We start from the raw sequence: 21,541 nt of genomic DNA on the forward strand, positions 1-21,541 counted from the left end.
GTGCCGGCACCGCCGGTGCCGCGCGCGCCGCCACCCTCGCCGCCGCCGCGGCCGCCGCCGCTGGCGTCCCCGGGGGCGCTGGCGCCGTCGGTCGGGCTGGTGGCGCGGCCCTTGGCCGCGGGGGCGCTGGGCGGACGCGCCCGGACCGGCACGTAGTGCAGGTTGGGCAGCACGCCATTGCGCGACAGGTAGGTGTTCACTGACTCGATGAAGCCGCCGTACAGCGGCATCAGGTGCCGTTCGAAGGTGCGGAACAGCAGGCTGCGGTGCTCGCTGGCCAGCTCCAGGCAGTCGGAGGCCTGGCGCAGCATGCGGCACAGGGCCTGCGGGCCGATCGGCAGGTTCTCGGCGTCGAACGCCGGCTTGCCGGCCAGCACGCCGAAGCGCTGGCCGAGCAGGTAAAGGGGCAGGCTGCTGCGGACTTCGGCGCGGCTGGCGATCTCGGCCAGCACCGTGGCCTCGTCCATGTCCAGGTTCTCGACCAGGGTCAGCTCGTCGCGGGTCAGCCGGAAACCGCCGGTGACCGACTTGGCGCCCGGCGGGTCCTTGATGCAGGCCAGTTCGGCCTCGAGCGCGATCAGGAAGCGCGGCACCAGGTCCGGGCGCGTGCGCTTGACCAGCCGCTGGGCTTCGAGCCAGCGGGTCTGCACCATGTTGCTGCGAGCCTGTTCGGCGAACTTGAACAGCTGCTGCTCGAATTCGTTGAGGGTCGAGACCAGCGCGCGTTCGATTTCGTCGGACGAATACTCGAGGATGCCGCCGAGCAGGCCGCGGACCCGTTCAGGCAATGGCCTTGTCGCCAGCGTCGGTGCCGACGCGTGCGGAGGTATGGCCGATGCGGGCATGCGGCGCTCCGTGTGAATTCCCCAGCGCGATTCTAGGCACACGCGCGCCCTGCCGCATAGGGCCGGGCCAGTCCGGGGGACTGGCCCGGCCGGGCCTTATTTGCCGTTCCAGACCAGGCTGACCAGGCCACTGCGGCCCGGGGTGTTGTAGCCGCGGACCTGTTCGTAGTCGCGGTCCGCGAGGTTTTCCAGCCGCCCTTCGAGGCGCCAGGCCGGACTGAACTGCCAGGCCAGGCGCAGGTGGGCCAGCGCGTGCGAGGGCAGGCGCGCGCCGAAATCAGGCCGGGCCGAGAAATAATCTCCCTCCAGCGCCAGCGACAGGCCGCTGTCCCAGGCATGGCCCAGTTCCAGGTGGGCCTTGCGCTTGGCCCGGCGCAGCAGCGGCTGGCCGGTGCCGGCGTCGATGGCGTCCTGCCAGGTCAGGTTGCCGCCGCCGGTCCAGCCGTCGCGTTCGAAGCGATAGCCCAGCTCGACGCCCTCCAGTGCGGCGCGGTTGATGTTGATGGCGTTGTTGGTGACCGGCGCGGCGAAGGCCACCAGGTCGCGCACGCGGGTGCGGTAGACCGAGAGCTCGAGCCGCTGGCCGGCCGACGGCGTGAACACCAGGCCGGTTTCCCAGGTCCGCGAGTGTTCGGGGCGCAGGTCGGGGTTGCCGGCGAATCCGAAGCCGGTGTCGGGGTAGTAGAGCTCGTTGAAGTTCGGGGCCCGGAAGCCTTCGCCCCAGGACAGGCGCCACTGCGTGCGCTTGCCCAGGTCGACGCCCCAGCCGGCGTTGCCGGTGCTGACGCCGCCGTACTGGCTGCTGTCGTCGCGGCGCAGCGACAGGTCCAGCACGTGCCGGCCGAAGCGACCGCCGTAGCCGATGAAGGCGGCGCGGCTGGTGCGGGTGTCGTCGAACAGCCGGCCGTCGAAGGCGTTCTCGGAGGCGCCGTATTCGCGCTGCCAGTTCAGGCCGAAGCGCAGGCTGGCGTCGCCGCCCAGCGCCAGGAAGTGCAGCCAGTCGGCGCTGGTGCGGCGGCTGCGGAAGCCGTTCGGGAAGCCGCCGGTGGTGTCGAGGTCCTCGCGGGCATGGCCCAGCGTGAACTGCTGGGTCCAGCGCGGGGACAGCTCGCCGGCCAGGGTCAGGCCGCCCGAGGCGTTGCGCGCGTCGGTGACGCCGCGGTCGAACTCGACCTCGGCGTCGGTGGCGATGGCGTTGAACGACAGCACCTGGCTGCCCACGGCCGTGCGGCCGCGCAGGCTCAGGCTGTGGTTGCGGTAGCCGTCATCGTCCGGGTCGTAGGAGAACACCGCGTTCGGATTGGTGGCCGAGAAGCCGCGCAGGCGCTGGGTGCCGGCGGTGATGCCGAAGCCCTGGCGGTCGTCGCCCGCGCCGATCGCGGCGCTGGCGCCCACGCGGCCGTAGCTGCCGGCGGTGAGGCGGGCCGACGGCGCCGACGGGTCGCGGGTGAAGACGTGCACCACGCCGCCGATGGCGTCCGAGCCCCACATCGCCGCGCGCGGCCCGCGCACGATCTCGATCCGCTCGATCTGCTCCAGCGGCAGGTGGGCGAAGTCGAACACGCCCTGGCCGGTGGAGCTGACGCGGATGCCGTCGACCAGGATCAGGCTCTGGGTCGAGTTGCTGCCGCGCAGGAACAGCGCGCTGCCGGCGCCGGGGCCGCCGGTGCGGGCGACGTCGATGCCGGCCTGCCGGCCCAGCAGGTCGATCAGGTCCGGGGCCTGGCTGGCCTCGATGTCGGCGCGGGTGATCACGGTGACCGAGGCGAGGGCCTCGTCCAGCGGTCGCTCGACGCGGGTGGCGGTGACCTGGACGGCGTCCAGGGTGGTGGCGTCCGCGGCCAGCGCGGCGGGGGACAGCAAGACGGAAATCGCCGCGCAAAGCGCGGACTGGCGTGCAACGGGGTTCATCGATGGTTTCTCCTGGAACGCTCACCCGCGGGAAGCACGCGCGGGGAACTGCCGGGGAAACGAAACGGCCGGGCACGGGGACGCGCAGGCCATGACGCCGCCCCGTCGCCCTCCGCAACGTGCCGTGGTGGCCACCCCCGGTGGGGGCGGCCAAGCACCAGGCCGGTCTCCGGACTTGCCAGTGGCGGGGTGCGCGGGGCACCTCGCCTCCCGTCCGCCTTCCCATGCCCGGGGGCACAGTGGCTTGCTGGAGGGTTTCATGGCCTACCGTTGCGGGGGCAGCGCCGGATTTGGACCGGCTTCCCGAACACCTGGGGCGCGTGAAGTCTAGATCAAGACGGGGTCAGTCGTCGCGGTCGGCGTCGTAGCCGTCCAGCGCGCCGTCGCCGCCGACCCGCAGCCGCACCGTGATCGGCCGGCAGCAGACGTAGCAGTCCTCGACGTACTCGGCGTCGCCGCCGGACGGATCGGCCACGGTCTCGAAGGATTCCCCGCAGTGCGGGCAGGTCAGGACGATGGTGTCGAGCATGGGGCGAGGGTAGGGCGCGGCGGGTTTCCGGGGCGTGAGGGGGCCGGCGCGCGTCGGCCGCCTTCAGTCCAGGAACAGGCCGATCACGTCGTTGGTGAAGCGCCGCCCCAGCTCGGTCGGCCGCCAGGCGTCGCCGTCCGGGGCCAGCCAGCCCTGCTCGCGGGCCTGCCCGAGCCGGGCGGCGATGACCTGCCGGTCCAGCCCCGTGCGCGCCTCGAAGTCCGCCAGCCGGAAGCCTTCGACCAGGCGCAAGGCATTGAGCATGTAGTCGAAGGGCAGGTTGGCGGGCAGGATCGGATCGTCGCCGCCGATGCCCCGGGGCGTGCCCGCGTGGGCCAGGAAATCGCGGGGGTTCTTGGGCTTCCAGCGCCGCCGGACTTCGCCGCTGGCGCCGCTGCTGATCTTGCCGTGGGCGCCGGCGCCGATGCCCAGGTAGTCGCCGAAGCGCCAGTAGTTGAGGTTGTGCGCGCACTGCCGGCCCGGGCGGGCGTAGGCGGACACCTCGTACTGCCCGTAGCCGGCGGCGGCCATCGCCTCGATGCAGCGCTCCTGGATGTCCCAGGCGCTGTCCTCGTCGGGCAGGCCGGCGGGCGGCTTCACGGCGAAGGCGGTGTTGGGCTCCATCGTCAGCTGGTAGTGCGAAAGGTGCGCGGGCCCGAGGGCGATCGCGCGCTCGACGTCGTGCAGGGCCATGGCCAGGTCCTGGCCGGGCAGGGCGTACATCAGGTCGAGGTTGAGGTTGTCGTAGCCGGCGTCCTGGGCCAGCTTCACCGCGCGCTCGGCCTCGCCGCCGTCGTGGATGCGGCCCAGGCGCCGGAGGCAGCCGTCGTCGAAACTCTGGATGCCGAAGCTGATGCGGTTCACGCCGGCCGCCAGGTACTGCTCGAAGCGGCCGTGCTCGGCGGTACCGGGATTGCACTCCATCGTGATCTCGGCGCCGGGCGCGAAGCGCAGGCGCGACGAACAGGCGTCGAGGATCGCGCCGATCGCGTCCGGCGCGAACAGGCTGGGCGTGCCGCCGCCGAAGAACACGCTGTGCACGGTGCGGCCCCAGACCAGGGGCAGGTCCTGTTCGAGGTCGCGCACCAGGGCGGCGACGTACTCGGCCACCGGCAGCGCGCCGCTCTGCCCGTGCGAGTTGAAGTCGCAGTACGGGCACTTCTTCACGCACCACGGGATGTGGATGTAGAGCGACAGCGGCGGCGGGATGAGCGCGCTCACAGGTCGTGCAGACGGGCGCGCAGCGCGGCGAGCGCCAGGCCGCGGTGGCTGATGCGGTTCTTCAGGGCCGGGTCGAGCTCGGCGGCGGTGTGCTGCTGTTCCGGGACCAGGAACACCGGGTCGTAGCCGAAGCCGCCGCGGCCGCGCGGCGCCTCCAGGACCAGGCCCGGCCAGCGGCCCTCGGCCACGATCGGCTGCGGGTCGCGGGCGTGGCGCATCAGCACGATCACGCAGTGGAAGTGCGCCCGGCGCTGTTCGCCTTCGAGTCCCTGCATGCGCTCGAGCAGCCGGGCGATGTTGGCGGCCGAATCGCCGTGGGTGCCGGCGTAGCGCGCGCTGTACAGCCCCGGCTCGCCGTCTAGCGCGTCCACCACCAGCCCCGAGTCATCCGCCAGCGCCGGCAGCCCGGTCGCGGCACAGGCATGCCGCGCCTTCAGGATCGCGTTCTCGACGAAGCTCAGCCCGTCCTCGACCGCATCCGCTACCCCCAGCTCGCCCTGCGTCACCAGCGCATAGCCCACATCCGCCAGCAGCGGTTGCAGCTCCGCCAGCTTCCCGGGGTTCGACGTGGCGAGGACCAGCTTCTTGGACATGGGGTGGGTTTCAAAATTTGAACGCGGATCAATGCGGATAAAAGCCGATAAAGGCGGATAAAGCTGAAATCATTCTTGCTTGACCCACGCGAGCTGGAGCTACTGGCCCCGGACCAACTAAAAGCGTTTTGCCCTATCCGCTCTTATCGTCTTTTATCCGCTTTTATCCGTGTTAAAAGCGGTTCAACCCGCCAGCGCGGCGCGCTGCAGGGCGACGAGTTCGGCGACGCCCTTTTCGGCCAGGGCCAGCAGGGCGTCGAGTTCGGTGCGGCGGAAGGCGTGGCCTTCGGCCGTGCCCTGGACTTCGATGAAGCCGCCGCCGTCGTTCATGACGACGTTCATGTCGGTGTCGCAGGTGCTGTCCTCGCGGTAGTCGAGGTCGAGCACCGGCACGCCCTGGTGGATGCCGACCGAGACCGCCGCCACCGCGCCCAGGATCGGATCGCGGGTGATGTCGCCGCGGGCCTTGAGCACCGCCACGGCATCGCACAGCGCCACGTAGGCGCCGGTGATGGCGGCGGTGCGGGTGCCGCCGTCGGCCTGCAGCACGTCGCAGTCCAGGGTGATGGTGCGCTCGCCCAGCGCCTTGCGGTCGATGCAGGCGCGCAGGGCGCGGCCGATCAGGCGCTGGATCTCCAGCGTGCGGCCGCCCTGCTTGCCGCGCGCGGCCTCGCGGTCGTTGCGGGTGTTGGTGGCGCGCGGCAGCATGCCGTATTCGGCCGTGACCCAGCCCTCGCCCTTGCCGCGCAGGAAGCCCGGCGCCTTGTTGTCGATGCTGGCCGTGCACAGTACGCGGGTGTCGCCGAAGCTGACCAGCACCGAGCCCTCGGCGTGCTTGGTGTAGTGCCGCTCGATGCGGACGGTGCGCAGCTGGTCGGGGGCGCGGCCGTCGGGGCGGGTGGAGCTGGTCATGGGGCACATCCGGCAATCTTTGGCCGGCTAGATTACCATTCGACCCCTCCATTCCCGGGACCGCCCATGATCCGCAGCATGACTGCCTTCGCCGCCTGCGAGCGCGCCGCCACCGGCGGCACCCTCGGCTGCGAGCTGCGCGCGGTGAACCACCGCTTCCACGAGCTCAGCGTGCGCGCCCCCGAGGAGCTGCGCGCGATCGAGCCGGCCCTGCGCGAACGGGTCGCCCGGATGGTCTCGCGCGGCAAGGTCGACCTGGTGCTGCGCTTCCGGCCGGCCGGCGGCGGCCGCGCCGAGCTGCGCGTCAACCAGGGCTTGCTGGACCAGCTGGCCGCCTCCGCCCAGGCCATGGACGGGCGCTTCCCCGGCCTGCGCACCGAGTTCACCGAGCTGCTGCGCTTCCCGGGCGTGGTCGAGGAGGACGCCCTGGACCAGGCCGGCCTGCAGGCCGAGGCCCTGGCCCTGCTGGACGAGACCCTGGCCGAGTTCGTGGCCGCCCGCGAGCGCGAGGGCGCCAAGCTGGCGGCCGTGATGGCCGAGCGCGTGGACGGCATCGAGCGCATCACCCGCCAGGTCCGCGAGTGGCTGCCGGAGATCCGCGCCGCGCTGCGGGCCAAGCTCGACGCCAAGCTGGCCGACCTGAAGCTGCCGCTCGAGCCGGGCCGGCTGGAGCAGGAAGTGGTGCTGAACCTGCAGAAGATCGACGTCGACGAAGAGCTCGACCGCCTGGCCAGCCACGTCGCCGAGGCCCGCCGCGTGTTCGCCCTGCCCGAGGCCGTGGGCCGCCGGCTCGACTTCCTGATGCAGGAGTTCAACCGCGAGGCGAACACCCTGGGCTCGAAGTCGGTCGACAGCCGCACCACCCAGGCCGCGGTCGAACTCAAGGTGCTGATCGAACAGCTGCGCGAACAGGTGCAAAACCTCGAATGAACACGATCCGCGGCACCCTCTACGTCGTCGCCGCGCCCTCGGGCGCGGGCAAGTCCAGCCTGGTCAACGCCGTGCTGGCCAAGGAGCCGGGCATCGCCCTGTCGATCTCCTTCACGTCGCGGGCGCCGCGGCCGGGCGAGCGCCACGCCCAGCACTACCACTTCGTCGACAAGGCCGAATTCCAGCGGATGATCGCCGCCGGCGATTTCTTCGAACACGCCCTGGTGCACGGCGACTACAAGGGCACGGCCCGGCAGTCGGTGGAGCCGCAGCTGGCCGCGGGCAAGGACGTGCTGCTGGAGATCGACTGGCAGGGTGCCCGCCAGGTCCGGGAGAAGATGCCCGACTGCATCAGCGTCTTCATCCTGCCGCCGTCCAAGGACGCGCTCGAGACCCGGATGCGCAACCGCGGCCAGGACAGCGAGGAAACCATCGCCCGGCGGCTGGCGGCGGCCCGGGAGGAGATGTCGCACTACGACGAGTTCGACTTCGTCATCGTCAACGAGCACTTCGATGCGGCCGCGGCCGAGCTGCGGGCGATCTTCGTGGCCCAGCGGCTGAAGCGGGACGCCCAGGCCGCCCGCCACGCCAGCCTGATCCGCGACCTGCTGGCCTGAGGCCCGCGGCGGGCCCCGGATTTGCGCCGTTCCCGGCCCGGGCGTACAATGCGCGGTTCGCGTAACCCCTTGATTTTCCGTAGGTGCCCCGGCCGGGCAGCCTTCGGTAAGGAGATCCAATGGCCCGCATCACCGTGGAAGACTGCCTGTCCGTCGTCGACAACCGCTTCGAGCTGGTCCTGATGGCGTCCAAGCGCGCCCGCCAGCTGGCCAAGGGCGTCGAGCCCACCCTCGACAACAGCGAGCACCAGGACAAGCCGACCGTGCTGGCCCTGCGCGAGATCGCCGCCCGCCGCATCGACCAGCAGATGATCGATGACGTCGAGAAGGCCGAGCGCGAGCGCGCCGAGCGCGAGGCGCTGGAGTGGGCCGCCGCCGAAGTCGTCGACGACGACCTGTCCAAGGGCGGCGACGACCTCTGAGGTCCCGGCCGGGGCGCCAGTCCCGCGCCCGCTCCCTGTAGGAGGGCCTTCAGGCCCGGAGCTCTCCGCGAAGAGCTTCGGGCCTGAAGGCCCTCCTACATTGTTTCCGGCGTCCGCCGCATCCCCCGAGAGCCGCGGCATTGATGGGTTTCCCGGGCCCGCGTAGTCTGGCGCCATGTCCTCTTTCACCAAGCCGCAGAAAGTCGCCGACGTCGGTCCGGACCCTTGTCCGGAGGCCGTGCTGGCGCTTGAGAAGCGGCTGGCGGACTACCTCCCGCCCGACCAGGTGCGTCAGGTCCGCCGGGCCTACGAGGTCGGCGCGCGCGCCCACGAGGGCCAGACCCGCAAGAGTGGCGAGGCCTACATCACCCACCCGGTGGCGGTGGCCGGCATCCTGGCCGAGCTGCGGCTGGATGCCGAGACGCTGTGCGCCGCGATCCTGCACGACGCGCTCGAGGACACGCCGCTGCCGCGCAGCGAGATCGAGCGCGAGTTCAGCGTCACCGTGGCCGAGCTGGTCGACGGCGTCACCAAGCTCGACAAGCTGCACTTCCGCGACCGCCAGGAGGCGGCCGCCGAGAGCTTCCGCAAGATGATGCTGGCGATGGCGCGCGACCTGCGCGTCATCCTGATCAAGCTGGCCGACCGGCTGCACAACATGCGCACGCTCGACGCGATGGCGGCCGAGTCGCGCCGCCGCATCGCCCGCGAGACGCTCGAGATCTACGCGCCCATCGCCCAGCGCCTGGGCATGAACAAGATCAAGGCCGAGCTGCAGGACCTGGGCTTCCGGGCCATGCACCCGATGCGGCACCGGGTCATCTCCAGGCGCATCGCGGCCCAGCCGGTGATGCGCCGCGAGGCGCTGGCCACCATCGAGGCGCAGCTGGCGCAGCGGCTGGCGCAGGAAGGCCTGCGCAACCACCTCGTCAGCCGGGTCAAGTCGCCCTGGAGCATCTACACCAAGATGCGCCAGGAGAACAAAAGCCTGGAGCAGGTGCTCGACGTATTCGGCTTCCGCATCGTGGTGCCGACCGTGATGCAGTGCTACCACGCGCTGGGCGCCGTGCACTCGATCTACAAGCCGCTCGACGCCCGTTTCCGCGACTTCATCGCCATCCCCAAGGCCAACGGCTACCAGAGCCTGCACACGGTGCTGTTCGGTCCCTACGGTGCGCCGGTGGAGGTGCAGATCCGCACCGAGGACATGGACCTGGTGGCCGAGCGTGGCATCGCCGCGCACTGGGTCTACAAGAGCGCCGGCACCGGCAGCTCCGCCGCCCAGGCCCGGGCCCAGGACTGGGTGCGCAACCTGATGGACACCCAGCAGAGTGCCGGGTCGTCGCTCGAATTCCTCGAGAACGTCAAGGTCGACCTGTTCCCGGACGAGGTCTACCTGTTCACGCCCAAGGGCGACATCCTGGCGCTGCCGCGAAACGCCACCGCGCTCGACTTCGCCTACGCGGTGCACACCGACGTGGGCAACCACGCGGTCGCCGCGCGCGTGGACAAGAAGCTGGTGCCGCTGCGCACCAAGCTCAGCAGCGGCCAGAGCGTCGAGGTCATCACCGCGCCCTCGGCCACGCCCGGCCCGCAGTGGCTGGAGTTCGTGGTCTCGAGCAAGGCCCGCACCGCCATCCGCCACTTCCTCAAGCGGCTCGAGCACGAGGACGCCGTCGACCTGGGCCACCGCATGCTGGACCGGGCGCTGGAGGCGCTGGAAAGCTCGCTCGACCGCATCCCCGCCGATCGCATCGAGCAGCTGCTGGCCGAGCTGCGCTACCGCCGCCTGGAAGAGCTGCTGGCCGACATCGCGCTGGGCAACCGCATGCCGGCGCAGGTGGCGCGCCTGATGGTGCACGGCCACGACGCGCTGCCCGACGGCAGCGGCAGCGGCCTGCCGTCGCAGGCCACCGCCGAACGCATCCTGATCACCGGCAGCGAGCGCGGCGTGCTGAGCTTCGCCGCCTGCTGCCACCCGATCCCGGGCGACGAGATCATGGGCTTCCTCAGCGCCGGCAAGGGCGTGGTGGTGCACCGCAACGACTGCCCGAACGTGGCGGAATACCGCAAGTTCCCCGAGCGCTGCGTGCCGATGGCCTGGGACCGCAACGTCCAGGGCGACTACCGCGTGGCGCTGCGCATCGAGGTCGAGAACAAGCCCGGCGTGCTGGCCCAGGTGGCCGCCGCCGTGGCCGAGAGCAATTCCAACATCGACGCGGTCGAGTACCGCGAGCGCGACGTGGCCGTGTCGGTGATGGAGTTCGCGATCGAGGTGCGCAATCGCAAGCACCTGGCCGACGTCATCCGCCGCATCCGCCGGCTGGGCGTGGTGCACGGGGTGCAGCGGCTCTGAGCCGTCTGGCCGCTGCGGCGCGCGGCTCCTACAATCACCGTTCCCACCGAAGCCGAGGCCTGCCATGTCCCGCGACCCGATCAGCACCGAGCGCGCCCCTGCCGCCATCGGCCCCTACTCCCAGGCCGTGCGCGCGGGCCAGACCGTGTACCTGTCCGGCCAGATCCCGCTCGACCCGGCCACCGGCGAGCTGGTCGGCGGCGACATCAGCGCCCAGACCCGTCGCGTGTTCGACAATCTCAAGGCCGTCTGCGAAGCGGCCGGCGGTTCGCTCGACGGCGTCGTGCGGGTCGGCATCTACGTGATGGACCTGTCCGACTTCGCCCAGGTGAACGCAGTGATGGCCGAATATTTCCAGGCCCCGTACCCGGCGCGCTCGACCATCCAGGTCGCCGGCCTGCCCAAGGGTGCGCGGGTCGAGGTCGACGCCGTCCTGGTCACCGGCTGAGCCGATGGCCGGGCCGCCGCGCCGCCGCGGCACCCGCGGCCCCGAGCCGGCGCTGGCGCCGACCGGGGCCGACGCCGTGTCGACGCTGGCCGGGGTTGGCCCGAAGGTGGCCGAGAAGCTGGCGGCCCGCGGCCTGCTGAGCCTGCAGGACCTGTGGCTGCACCTGCCGCTGCGCTACGAGGACCGCACCCGGGTGACGCCGATCGGCGCCCTGCAGCCGGGCCAGTCGGCCCAGGTCGAGGGACGGGTGGATGCGGTGGAGCGCAGTTTCCGGTTCCGGCCGATGCTGCGGGTGGCGATCCGCGACGATTCCTTCGGCGGCCTGGTGCTGCGCTTCTTCCACTTCAACCGGGCCCAGCTGGCGCAGTTCGTGCCGGGGCGGCGGATCCTTTGCTACGGCGAGGCGCGGCCCGGGCAGCACGGGCTGGAGATGGTCCATCCCAGCTACAAGCTGCTGGCCGACGACGGCGACACCGTCGTCCGTGACCGGCTCGACCCGGTCTACCCGGCGGTGGAGGGCCTGGGCCCGCAGTCGCTGGCGCGCCTGGTCGGCGATGCGCTGCAGCGGCTGCCGCCCGCGGACGCGCTGGAGCTGCTGCCCGCGGGCCTGCGCGACCGCCTGCAGCTGCCGACGCTGCGCGAGGCCCTGCTGACCGCGCACCGGCCGCCGCCGGACGCCGACCTGCGCGAGTTCGAGCTGGGCATCCACCCGGCCCAGCGCCGGCTGGCGCTGGAGGAGCTGCTCGCCCACCACCTGAGCCTGCGCCGCCAGCGCATCGCCCTGCGCGCGCACGGGGCGATGCCGGTGCGGCCCAAGGGCAAGCTGGCCGCCGCGCTGCGGGCGGGCCTCAAGTTCAAGCTCACCGGCGCCCAGCAGCGCGTGCTGGCGGAAGTGGCGCAGGACATGGCGCACCCGGAGCCGATGCTGCGGCTGGTGCAGGGCGACGTCGGCAGCGGCAAGACCGTGGTCGCGGCGCTGGCCGCCGCCAACGCGGTGGAATGTGGCCGGCAGGTCGCGCTGATGGCGCCGACCGAGCTGCTGGCCGAACAGCACCTGGCCAATTTCCGCGCCTGGCTCGAGCCGCTGGGGCTGAAGGTGGCGTGGCTGGCCGGCAAGGTCACCGGCAAGGCGCGCGCCGCCGTGCTCGACGAGATCGGCTCGGGCCGGGCCCAGGTGGTGGTCGGCACCCATGCGCTGATGCAGGACAAGGTGGTGTTCGCGAGCCTGGCCCTGGCCATCGTCGACGAACAGCACCGGTTTGGCGTACACCAGCGCCTGGCGCTGCGCGACAAGGGCCTGAGCGGCTCGCAGGTGCCGCACCAGCTGGTGATGACCGCGACCCCGATCCCGCGCACGCTGGCGATGTCGGCCTATGCCGACCTGGACGTGTCGGTGATCGACGAGATGCCGCCCGGGCGCACGCCGGTGCAGACCGTGGCGATCAGCGGCGAGCGCCGCGGCGACGTGGTCGAGCGCATCCGCGCCGCCTGCGCGGAGGGGCGCCAGGCCTACTGGGTCTGCACCCTGATCGAGGACAGCGAGGAGGTCGAGGCGCAGGCCGCGCAGACCACCTTCGAGCAGCTCGGCGCACTGCTGCCCGAGCTGCGCCTGGGCCTGCTGCACGGGCGCATGAAGCCGGCGGAGAAGCAGGCGGTGATGGCCGCGTTCAAGGCGGGCGAGCTGAACCTGCTGGTGGCCACCACGGTCATCGAGGTCGGCGTCGACGTGCCCAACGCCAGCCTGATGGTGATCGAGAACGCCGAGCGCCTGGGCCTGGCCCAGCTGCACCAGCTGCGCGGGCGGGTCGGTCGCGGCGCGGCGGCGTCGAGCTGCGTGCTGATGTTCAAGCCGCCGCTGTCGGCGATGGCGCGCGAACGGCTGGAGGTGATGCGGGCGAGCACCGACGGCTTCCTGATCGCCGAGAAGGACCTGGCCCTGCGCGGCCCGGGCGAACTGCTGGGCACGCGCCAGACCGGCCTGGCCAGTTTCCGGGTGGCCGACCTGGTGCGCGACGCCGACCTGCTGCCCGAGGTGCATCGCGCCGCGGACGAGCTGCTGGCGCAGGCGCCGGACATCGCCGGCCGGTTGGTGCAGCGCTGGGTCGGCGGCGCCGCGCGGTTCGCGGGCGCCTGAGCCGGCATAATCACGCCATGACCGACGACCGCATCCCGCTGCTGATCGACACCGACCCCGGCGTCGACGACGCCCTGGCCCTGTTGATGGCCTTCAACGACCCCCGGCATCGCCTGCTGGGCCTGACCATCGCCGCCGGCAACGTCGGCCTGCGCCACACCGTGGCCAACGCGCTCAAGCTGTGCGAAGTCGCCGGCGTGGACGTGCCGGTCTACGCCGGCTGCCCGGTGCCGCTGGTGCACGACGCCGCCGACGCCGCCTACGTGCACGGCCAGGACGGCTTCGGCGACACCGGCTACGCGCCGGCGTCCCGCCAGGCCGAGGCCGAGCACGCGGCGCTGGCGATCCTGCGCCTGTCGCACGAGCACGCCGGCCGGCTGCTGCTGGTGACGCTCGGCCCGCTGACCAACCTGGCCCTGGCGCTGCGCCTCGACCCCACGCTGCCCGCGCGCATCGGCCGGCTGGTGGTGATGGGCGGCGCGGTGACCGGGCAGGGCAACACCTCGATCCCGGCCGAATTCAACATCGCCTTCGACCCGGAGGCCGCCGACGTGGTGTTCCGTGGCTTCCCGCGCTTCGAGCTGGCCGATTGGGAGGCGGTGGTGCGCCACGGCTTCCCGCACCGGGATTTCGAGGCCTGGCTGGCGGCCGGCGACGGCCGGGCCCGGTTCTATGACGGCATCTCGCGCTTCACCCGGCAGTGGTCCGCGGCCAAGCGCGGCGACCACTGGCACAGCGCCGACGCGCTGGCCATGGCCGTGGCCCTGCACCCGGACGGCGTGGTCCGGGCCGAGGCGCGCTACCTGGCGGTGGAGCTGGAGGGGCGGCTCAGCCGGGGCGCCACCCTGGTCGACTGGCAGCAGCGCACCGGCCGGCCCGAAAACGCCCGGATCGCGATGGCGTTCGACCAGGGCCGGTTCGAGGCCCTGATCCGGGCCGCGCTGGGCGCCTGAACCCCGGGCTTGCGACCGGGGTCCGGCCCGGCCTATAATTCCGGTCTTTCCTTAACGCAACCCCGGCGGAGCAATAGCCATGAAGGCCGACATCCATCCGAACTACAAAGAAGTCGTCTTCCAGGACCTGTCCTCCGACTTCGCCTTCCTCACCCGTTCCACCCTCTCCAGCAAGGAGACGGTCAAGTGGACCGACGGCAAGGAATACGCCCTGATCAAGGTCGACATCACCTCCGCCTCGCACCCGTTCTACACGGGCAAGCAGAAGGTCATGGACACCGGCGGCCGCATCGACCGCTTCCGCCAGCGCTACGCTAAGTAAGCGCGCCGCCCGGCCCGTCCGGGCCCGGCGATGGAAAGGCCGCCCCCGGGGCGGCCTTTTTCTTGGGCCACCCCCCGACCAAGGTTCATGCCCCCGTCACTGACTTGTCCGCGGGCGCTGTGAGATACTTCGGCGCATGGTGACCGCCCCGGGCGGCGCCTTCGAATCGATACCAGCGAACGCCGCGCCAGATGCCTTCGAGGATGCGGATCGCGCCCCCTGAAAGGAGTCAGCCCGTGTCCGACAACAAGAGCGTCGTGCTCAACGCCGCCGGCAAGAACGTCGAGCTTCCCGTCTATTCCGGCACCCTTGGCGCGCCTTGCGTCGACATCACCCGGTTGCCCAAGGAAACGGGCATGTTCACCTACGACCCCGGCTTCGTGGCGACCGCCAGCTGCCGCAGCGCGGTGACCTACATCGACGGCGACCAGGGCGTGCTGCTTTACCGCGGCTACCCGATCGAGCAGCTGGCCAAGCACTCCAACTTCCTCGAGACCAGCTACCTGCTGATGAATGGCGAGCTGCCGAACCCGGCCCAGTTCGCCAAGTTCGAGCATGAAGTCACCCACCACACGATGATGCACGAGGCCTTCAAGGGCTTCCTGGGCGGCTTCCGCCACGACGCGCATCCGATGGCCATGCTGTGCGGCATGATCGGCTCGCTGGCCGCCTTCTACCACGACGAACTCGACCTGGAGGACCCGGAGCAGCGCCGCATGGCGGCCATCCGCCTGCTGGCCAAGGTCCCGACCATCGCCGCCGCCTGCTACCGCTATTCGATCGGCTGGCCGGTGCGCTACCCGCGCAACAACCTCGAGTACGTCGAGCGCTTCCTGCACATGATGTTCGAGGTGCCCAGCGAGCCGCTGACGCTCAAGCCGGTCGCGGCCAAGGCGCTGGACCTGCTGTTCATCCTGCACGCCGACCACGAGCAGAACGCCTCCACGTCGACCGTCCGCCTGGTCGGCTCCACCGGCGCCAACCCCTACGCCTGCGTCGCCGCCGGCGTGGCCGCGCTCTGGGGCCCGGCGCACGGCGGTGCCAACGAGGCCGTGCTTCGGATGCTGGCCGACATCGGCCGCCCGGAGGACGTGGCCAAGGCCGTCGACCGCGCCAAGGACAAGAACTCGGGCTTCCGCCTGATGGGCTTCGGCCACCGCGTGTACAAGAACTTCGACCCGCGCGCGACCATCATCCGCGAGATGTGCCACGAAGTGCTGGCCGAGCTGGGCGTCAACGACCCGATGCTGGAAGTGGCGATGCGCCTGGAAGAGGCCGCGCTCAAGGACGACTACTTCGTGCAGCGCAAGCTGTACCCGAACGTCGACTTCTATTCCGGCATCATCTACAAGGCGCTGGGCATCCCGACCGAGATGTTCACGGTCATGTTCGCCATCGCCCGCACCGCCGGCTGGGTCTCGCACTGGCTCGAGCAGCAGACCGATCCGGAAGCCAAGATCGGCCGTCCGCGCCAGATCTACACCGGCGCGGCCAACCGCGACTACGTGCCGCTCGACAAGCGCTGATCGCCTTCGCGGCGGTTGGTGGGAGGTTTGGACGCCCCGCGATTGCGGGGCGTTCGCTTTTCAGGTGCTGGCGATGAGTTGGCGGAGTGCGCTGGCGCTGGCCCGGCGCAGCGGGCGGTCTTCCAGCGGTTCCAGGGGCGGCTGGCGCAGCGCCGAGGTCGGCAGTACCCACAGTTCGAACGCGACGTCCCCGGCCGTGAACTCCCAGCAGGGCAGGGCGGGGCTGTCCCCGCGCCCCAGCCGCAGCCGCCGCGACGTTTGGTCGGCGGGGATGCGCTGGTCGTGCAGGAAACGGGCCACGTCGTCGGGGTCGTCGGCGTGCAGGTGCAGGCAAACGGGCGCGTGGGCGTCCACGGGCCCCTCCAGGGCCGCGCCGGCGACGCGCGGGTCGTAGGCCGCGAAGAAGGCCATGGCCTCCAGGGCGGCCTCCCGCAGCGCCTGGCGGCGCGAGGGCGAGGCCTCGCCGCCGAACAGGCGCTGGTGCGCCTGCAGCGCCTCGCGGATCTCGTCGCCCCCGGGGAACAGCGACTCGTCGCGGACCCCGAGTCGCTCGGCCGCCTTGCGCAGCGCCCGGGCGGGGTCGTGCTGGGCGCCGGTGGCCAGCAGCCTGGCCGCCTCCTGCGCCAGCTGCTGGCGACGCTGGCGGGCGCGCGGGTCGTCCTGGCGGCGTGGGCTCATCCGGCGGCTCCGGCCCTCAGAAGATGTCGAAGGCCTCGTCGTTGCTCAGTTCGGGGTCGAGGTCGAAGCCGCTGGCGCTGATGCGGTCGTATTCCTCGGTCTTGAAGTAATCGACCACCGATCCCGGCGTGCCCTCGGGCACGATGCGGCCGCTGGCCGCGTCCACCGAAGCGACCACCACCCCGGCCGGCACCGCCGGCTCCACCACGGGCACGCCCTCGAGCGCGGCGCGCATGTAGCCGATCCAGATCGGCAGCGCGGCGCGGCCGCCGTATTCGCCCCGGCCCAGGCCGCTGAAGTCGTCGTTGCCGACCCAGACGGTGGTGACCAGGTCGCCGCCGAAGCCCGAGAACCAGGCGTCGCGATAGTCGTTGGTGGAGCCGGTCTTGCCGCCGATGTCCTCGCGCTCGAGCACGCGCGCCGCCGTGGCGGTGCCGCGCTTGACCACGTCCTTCATCAGCGAGCGGACCAGGAACGCGGTGCGCTCGTCGATCGCGCGCGGCGCCAGCACGAGCTCGCCCTCCGCCGCCGGCTCGGCCGTCGCGTCGGTCTCCGGCGCGGCCTCCGGGGCGGGCGCGCTTCCGAAGTCGAAGCCGTCGACCACGGCGGTGGCGCGCGTCTCGCCGCTGGCCCGGCCCGGGCAGCCGCGGCAGGCGCGGGCGGGATGGGCTTCGCTCAGCACCTGGCCATTGCGGTCCAGCACCTTCGCGATGTACCAGGGATCGACGCGGTAGCCGCCGTTGGCGAACACGGTATAGCCGCGCGCCACCGACAGCGGCGTCAGCGACGACGTGCCCAGTGCCATCGACAGGTTCGGCGGCAGGCTTTCCTGGCTGAAGCCGAACTGGGTGATGTAGCGGCTGGCGAAGTCGACGCCGATGGCGTCGAGCAGTCGCACCGAGACCAGGTTGCGCGACTGCACCAGCGCCTCGCGCAGGCGCATCGGGCCGGCGAAGTTGCCGGCGTCGTTCTGCGGTCGCCAGACGTTGCCGGCGCGGTCACGGAACACCACCGGCGCGTCCAGGACGATGCTGGCGGGCGAGAAGCCGCGCTCGAACGCCGCTGCGTACACGAAGGGCTTGAAGCTCGAGCCCGGCTGGCGCTGGGCCTGGGTGGCGCGATTGAACTTGTTCAGGCCGAAGCTGAAGCCGCCGACCAGGGCGCGGACGGCGCCGTCCTCCGGCTGCAGCGACACCAGGGCCGCCTGGGCGACCGGGATCTGGGCCAGCACCCACTCCGGCGCCGGGGGTGGGGCGTCGGCGGCCGCACCGGCCGGCGCGGCCGCCGGCAGCGTCGCGAACCGGACCACGTCGCCGCGCTTGAGCAGCTGCCGCGGCGGCTTGCCGGCCCAGCGCATGGCCTTGGCGTCGAGCTGCACCGGCGTGTCGCCGGCGACGAACAGGGTGGCGGCATCGCCCTCGAACCCGGTGACGATGCCGGCCGCCAGCCCGCCCAGCGGCGGATAGGCGCGCAGGCGCTGGCGCAGGGCGTCGGCGTCTTCGTCCTCGGCCAGGTCCAGCTGGGCCTCGGGGCCGCGGTAGCCGTGGCGGCGGTCGTATTCCAGCAGGCCGGCCTGCACCGCACGTGCGGCGGCGGCCTGGTGGGCGCCGTCGAGCGTGGTGTAGACGCTCAGGCCGCTGGTGGTGGCCTCGGCGCCATAGCGCTGCTCCATCTCGGCCCGGACCATCTCGGCCACGTAGGGCGCCTCGACCTCGACCTTGGGCTCGTGCGGGCTGGCGTCCATCGGTGCCGCCTGCGCCGCGCGCTCCTGTTCGGCCGTGATCATCCCTTCCTCGCGCATGCGCAGCAGCACGTAGTTGCGGCGCACCAGTGCGCGCTCGGGATTGATGATCGGGTTGCCGCTGGACGGGAACTTCGGGATCGAGGCCAGGGTGGCCGCCTGGGCCAGGGTGAGCTCGTCGAGCGACTTGCCGTAGTAGTAATCAGCGGCCGCGGCCACGCCGTAGGCGCGGTTCCCGAAGAAACTCTTGTTGAGGTAGAGCTCGAGGATCTCGTCCTTGGACAGCTCGCGCTCCATCTTCAGCGCCAGGAAGATCTCGGTCAGCTTGCGGGTGTAGGAGTATTCCGCGCTGAGGAAGAACTGCCGGGCGACCTGCTGGGTGATGGTGCTGCCGCCGGGCACCCGCTGGTCGTCGGTGGTGGCCAGCAGCCAGACCGCGCGGGTGATGCCGCGCCAGTCGATGCCGGGATGCTCGTAGAACCGGGCGTCCTCGATGGCCACGAAGGCCTGCTTGACCGGCAGCGGCACGTCCTCGATGTCGACCGGGAAGCGCCGGGTCTCGCCGATCAGGGCGATCAGCTGCCCGTCCCGGGTGTAGATGCTCAGCGGCACCTGGAGCTGCACGTTGCGCAGCTCCTGGACGTCGGGCAGGCGGGGCGAGATCAGCCAGTAGAGGACGCCGAGGGCGAGGATGCCCAGCAAAGCCAGGGCAGCGAAAAGGTACAGTGCCCGGCGCAGCAGGCGGACGAATCGGGCCATCCAGGGCCTCTCCCGAGGTTTACATCGACATGGGGCAGGGAGTATAGAACGAGGCATGGCCGGGAGCCGCCTTGGGGGAGGCCGGTTTCCGGACCCGATTGCGTCTAGGAAGGGGAGCGCGAAGCAAGCTGAACAGGGGTCCCGACGTCCAAAAACGGGGGGGCATTGCCATTTGGCAATTTTTCGTTATTTAATGTAACGGCGCACCTATCGCTTGTAAGCGCCCGTCGGAAGGGGAGAAACCGTGGGTCTTTTCGGAAATACCAAGACACCGCTCGTCGGCCTGGACATCAGTTCCACGGCCGTCAAGCTTCTGCAGCTCACCGAGTCCGGCGGGCGCTACCGCGTGGAGCACTACGCGGTGGAGCCCCTGCCTCCCAATGCCGTGGTCGAGAAGAACATCGTCGAGGTCGAGGCCGTCGGCGAGGCGATCAAGCGGGCGGTGGCCCGCTCCGGCACCAAGGCCCGGCACGCTGCGGCCGCGGTCTCGGGCTCGTCCGTGATCACCAAGATCATCCCCATCCAGGGCGACCTGGACGAGGACGACCTCGAGGATCAGGTCCAGCTGGAGGCCTCGAACTACATCCCGTACCCGATCGATGAAGTCAGCATCGACTTCGAGGTCCTTGGCCCGATGCCCAGCAACCCGGAGATGGTCCAGGTCATGCTGGCCGCCTCCCGGACCGAGAACGTCGAGCTGCGGCAGTCGGCGCTGGAGCTGGGCAACCTCACCGCCAAGGTCATCGACGTCGAGGCCTTCGCGATGGAAAACGCCTTCAAGCTGGTCGCCGACCAGCTGTCGGTGCCCAAGGACGCGATCGTCGCGCTGGTCGACATCGGCGCCACCATGACCACGCTCAACGTGCTGCGCGGCCAGCGCAGCATCTACACCCGCGAGCAGGTCTTCGGCGGCAAGCAGCTCACCGACGAAGTCATGCGCCGCTACGGCCTGAGCTACGACGAAGCCGGCCTGGCCAAGCGCCAGGGTGGCCTGCCGGAAAGCTACGAGGTCGAGGTGCTCGAGCCGTTCAAGGAAGCGCTGGTCCAGCAGGTCAGCCGCCTGCTGCAATTCTTCTACGCCGGCAGCGACTTCAACCGCGTCGACCAGGTGGTCCTGGCCGGCGGCTGTGCGTCGATCGCCGGCATCGGCAACCTCGTGGAGGAGCAACTGGGCGTGCCCACCGTCATCGCTAACCCGCTCGCCAACATGGCGCTCGGCCCCCGCGTCCAGGCCCATGCCCTGGCGCAGGATGCCCCGGCGCTCATGATCGCCTGCGGCCTGGCCCTGAGGAGCTTCGACTGATGGCCAGAATCAACCTACTTCCCTGGCGCGCAGAGCGGCGCAAGCAGCGCCAGAAGGAATTCGTCAGCATGCTCGGCCTCGCGGCCGTGGTCGCCCTGCTGATCAGCGCCCTGATCGTCATGTACTACGGTGGCCAGATCGAGGGCCAGCAGGCGCGCAACGAGTACCTGCGCCAGCAGATCACCATCGTCGACCAGCAGATCAAGGAAATCGAGGAGCTGGACAAGAAGAAGGCCAACCTGCTCGCCCGCAAGCAGGTGATCGAGCAGCTGCAGGCCAGCCGCTCGCAGATGGTCCATCTCTTCGACGAGCTGGTGCGCACCATCCCGGAAGGCGTCCGGCTTGATTCGATCAAGCAGAACGGCCAGACCCTGACGCTCGAGGGCCGCGCGCAGTCTAACGCCCGGGTCAGCTCGTACATGCGCAACCTCGAGGCTTCGGGCTGGATCACCCGTCCCGACCTGAGCATCATCGAGGCCAAGGGCGGCGACAAGGGCTTGCCCAACATGTTCGCGCTCAAGGTCACCCTCATGAATCCCAGTGCCGTCGAGGACCAGGCCGCCGCGGCCGCCCCGGCACCGGCCGCCGCCGCCGGAGGTGCGCTGTGAGCAGCAAGAAAGTCGACCTCCGAAACCTTGATTTCAACAACTCGGGTGCCTGGCCGATCCAGGTCAAGATCGGCGCCTGCATCCTGCTGATCGTGGTCGTGGTGGGCCTGGTCTGGTACCTGAAGGTGAGCGACCAGCGCCTGCAGCTGCAGACCGAGGAAGGCACCGAAATGACCCTGCGCGAAGAGTTCCAGGGCAAGCAGGGCCGCGCCGCCAACCTCGAGCCGCTCAAGCAGCAGCTGGCCCAGATGGAAGTGATGCTGCAGCAGATGCTGCGCCAGCTGCCCAGCAAGAACGAAATGCCCGACCTGATCGTCGACGTCTCCCAGACGGCGCTGGCCAGCGGCATCAACAACGAGCTGTTCCAGCCCGGTGCCGAGACCCAGCTCGAGTTCTACGCCGAGAAGCCGATCGCCCTGCGCATGGTGGGCACCTACCACCAGTTCGGCGCCTTCGTCAGCGGCGTGGCCTCGCTCCCGCGCGTGGTGATCCTGACCATGCACGACATCTCGCTGCAGCCCAAGAACAAGTCCGCCGGTGGCATCCGCGCCGACATCCCCCTGGAGCTGGCCGGTACGGTCAAGACCTACCGCTACCTCGACGAGGAAGAAGCCGTCGAGCAGGAAAAGGCCGCGGCCGGGAAGGGGGAACGCTGACATGCACAAGCATCCGTTCAACGCCGTCCCGCGCCTGGCCAAGGTTTTGCTGCCATTGCTGCTGGTCGCCATGCTCG

20 protein-coding genes and 1 riboswitch are annotated in these 21,541 nt (G+C 70.8%); of the genes, 12 read left to right on the top strand and 8 right to left on the bottom strand.

The annotated features are described in order from the left end of the window. The 6 genes from VFQ84_RS12955 to rph all read right to left on the bottom strand — a co-directional run. A partial coding sequence (locus VFQ84_RS12955; protein ID WP_325132052.1) for a DUF1631 family protein occupies positions 1-788 on the bottom strand: 788 nt, incomplete at its 3' end. A 153-nt stretch (positions 789-941) separates the two neighbouring features. Next, positions 942-2,756, bottom strand: a complete 1,815-nt coding sequence (locus tag VFQ84_RS12960) for a TonB-dependent receptor domain-containing protein (protein ID WP_325132053.1) — start codon at positions 2,754-2,756, stop codon at positions 942-944. Positions 2,757-2,899: 143 nt separating this feature from the next. Then, positions 2,900-3,086, bottom strand: a riboswitch (cobalamin riboswitch). 13 nt (positions 3,087-3,099) lie between these two features. Then, a complete protein-coding gene (locus tag VFQ84_RS12965; RefSeq protein ID WP_325132054.1) occupies positions 3,100-3,285 on the bottom strand; it encodes a CPXCG motif-containing cysteine-rich protein in 186 nt (61 codons plus the stop codon). Between the two features lie 63 nt (positions 3,286-3,348). Then, positions 3,349-4,506, bottom strand: coding sequence for a radical SAM family heme chaperone HemW (hemW, locus tag VFQ84_RS12970; RefSeq protein WP_325132055.1), 1,158 nt, complete (start codon positions 4,504-4,506; stop codon positions 3,349-3,351). Then, positions 4,503-5,099 carry an RdgB/HAM1 family non-canonical purine NTP pyrophosphatase gene (gene rdgB / locus VFQ84_RS12975; protein WP_325132056.1) on the bottom strand — a complete coding sequence of 199 codons (597 nt, stop codon included), beginning with the start codon at positions 5,097-5,099 and terminating at the stop codon, positions 4,503-4,505. Before rdgB ends, hemW begins: the two co-directional genes overlap by 4 nt. Positions 5,100-5,282: 183 nt before the next feature. After that, positions 5,283-6,011, bottom strand: coding sequence for a ribonuclease PH (gene rph, locus VFQ84_RS12980; protein WP_325132057.1), 729 nt, complete (start codon positions 6,009-6,011; stop codon positions 5,283-5,285). A 66-nt stretch (positions 6,012-6,077) separates the two neighbouring features. Between rph and VFQ84_RS12985 the strand changes: the two genes are divergently transcribed. From VFQ84_RS12985 to VFQ84_RS13025, 9 genes are all read left to right on the top strand, one after another. Beyond that, positions 6,078-6,941, top strand: a complete 864-nt coding sequence (locus tag VFQ84_RS12985; protein WP_325132058.1) for a YicC/YloC family endoribonuclease — start codon at positions 6,078-6,080, stop codon at positions 6,939-6,941. 5 nt (positions 6,942-6,946) lie between these two features. Next, on the top strand, positions 6,947-7,558 hold the full coding sequence (gmk, locus tag VFQ84_RS12990) for a guanylate kinase (RefSeq protein WP_325132070.1): 612 nt from the start codon (positions 6,947-6,949) through the stop codon (positions 7,556-7,558). A 119-nt stretch (positions 7,559-7,677) separates the two neighbouring features. Continuing rightward, positions 7,678-7,980 (top strand): DNA-directed RNA polymerase subunit omega, encoded by a 303-nt coding sequence (rpoZ, locus tag VFQ84_RS12995; protein WP_325132059.1) that lies wholly within the window; start codon positions 7,678-7,680, stop codon positions 7,978-7,980. Between the two features lie 175 nt (positions 7,981-8,155). After that, positions 8,156-10,336, top strand: coding sequence for a bifunctional (p)ppGpp synthetase/guanosine-3',5'-bis(diphosphate) 3'-pyrophosphohydrolase (locus tag VFQ84_RS13000; protein ID WP_325132060.1), 2,181 nt, complete (start codon positions 8,156-8,158; stop codon positions 10,334-10,336). Positions 10,337-10,400: 64 nt separating this feature from the next. Further along, positions 10,401-10,784, top strand: a complete 384-nt coding sequence (locus VFQ84_RS13005; protein ID WP_325132061.1) for a RidA family protein — start codon at positions 10,401-10,403, stop codon at positions 10,782-10,784. 4 nt (positions 10,785-10,788) lie between these two features. Next, positions 10,789-12,918 (top strand): ATP-dependent DNA helicase RecG, encoded by a 2,130-nt coding sequence (recG, locus tag VFQ84_RS13010; protein ID WP_325132062.1) that lies wholly within the window; start codon positions 10,789-10,791, stop codon positions 12,916-12,918. A 17-nt stretch (positions 12,919-12,935) separates the two neighbouring features. Further along, positions 12,936-13,871, top strand: coding sequence for a nucleoside hydrolase (locus VFQ84_RS13015; RefSeq protein WP_325132063.1), 936 nt, complete (start codon positions 12,936-12,938; stop codon positions 13,869-13,871). A gap of 79 nt (positions 13,872-13,950) precedes the next feature. Beyond that, positions 13,951-14,193 (top strand): type B 50S ribosomal protein L31, encoded by a 243-nt coding sequence (locus tag VFQ84_RS13020; RefSeq protein ID WP_325132064.1) that lies wholly within the window; start codon positions 13,951-13,953, stop codon positions 14,191-14,193. 236 nt (positions 14,194-14,429) lie between these two features. Further along, positions 14,430-15,719, top strand: a complete 1,290-nt coding sequence (locus VFQ84_RS13025) for a citrate synthase (RefSeq protein ID WP_325132065.1) — start codon at positions 14,430-14,432, stop codon at positions 15,717-15,719. Between the two features lie 60 nt (positions 15,720-15,779). On the opposite strand, the gene VFQ84_RS13030 is transcribed toward VFQ84_RS13025, so the two are convergent. Both VFQ84_RS13030 and VFQ84_RS13035 read right to left on the bottom strand, forming a co-directional pair. After that, a complete protein-coding gene (locus VFQ84_RS13030; RefSeq protein ID WP_325132066.1) occupies positions 15,780-16,397 on the bottom strand; it encodes a hypothetical protein in 618 nt (205 codons plus the stop codon). A 16-nt stretch (positions 16,398-16,413) separates the two neighbouring features. Next, positions 16,414-18,897 carry a penicillin-binding protein 1A gene (locus tag VFQ84_RS13035; protein WP_325132067.1) on the bottom strand — a complete coding sequence of 828 codons (2,484 nt, stop codon included), beginning with the start codon at positions 18,895-18,897 and terminating at the stop codon, positions 16,414-16,416. Between the two features lie 244 nt (positions 18,898-19,141). Between VFQ84_RS13035 and VFQ84_RS13040 the strand changes: the two genes are divergently transcribed. From VFQ84_RS13040 to VFQ84_RS13050, 3 genes are read left to right on the top strand one after another with little or no spacing between them, the layout of a single operon-like run. Next, entirely contained in the window at positions 19,142-20,200 is a 1,059-nt protein-coding gene (locus VFQ84_RS13040) for a pilus assembly protein PilM (RefSeq protein ID WP_325132068.1), read from the top strand. Further along, positions 20,200-20,808 carry a PilN domain-containing protein gene (locus VFQ84_RS13045; RefSeq protein ID WP_414637052.1) on the top strand — a complete coding sequence of 203 codons (609 nt, stop codon included), beginning with the start codon at positions 20,200-20,202 and terminating at the stop codon, positions 20,806-20,808. The genes VFQ84_RS13040 and VFQ84_RS13045 overlap by 1 nt, the downstream gene beginning before the upstream one ends. Next, complete coding sequence (locus tag VFQ84_RS13050; protein WP_325132069.1) at positions 20,805-21,464, top strand: type 4a pilus biogenesis protein PilO; 660 nt, start codon at positions 20,805-20,807, stop codon at positions 21,462-21,464. Before VFQ84_RS13045 ends, VFQ84_RS13050 begins: the two co-directional genes overlap by 4 nt. Positions 21,465-21,541: the final 77 nt, after the last annotated feature.

The organism is Arenimonas sp., assembly GCF_035721105.1.
Taxonomy (GTDB): domain Bacteria; phylum Pseudomonadota; class Gammaproteobacteria; order Xanthomonadales; family Xanthomonadaceae; genus Arenimonas.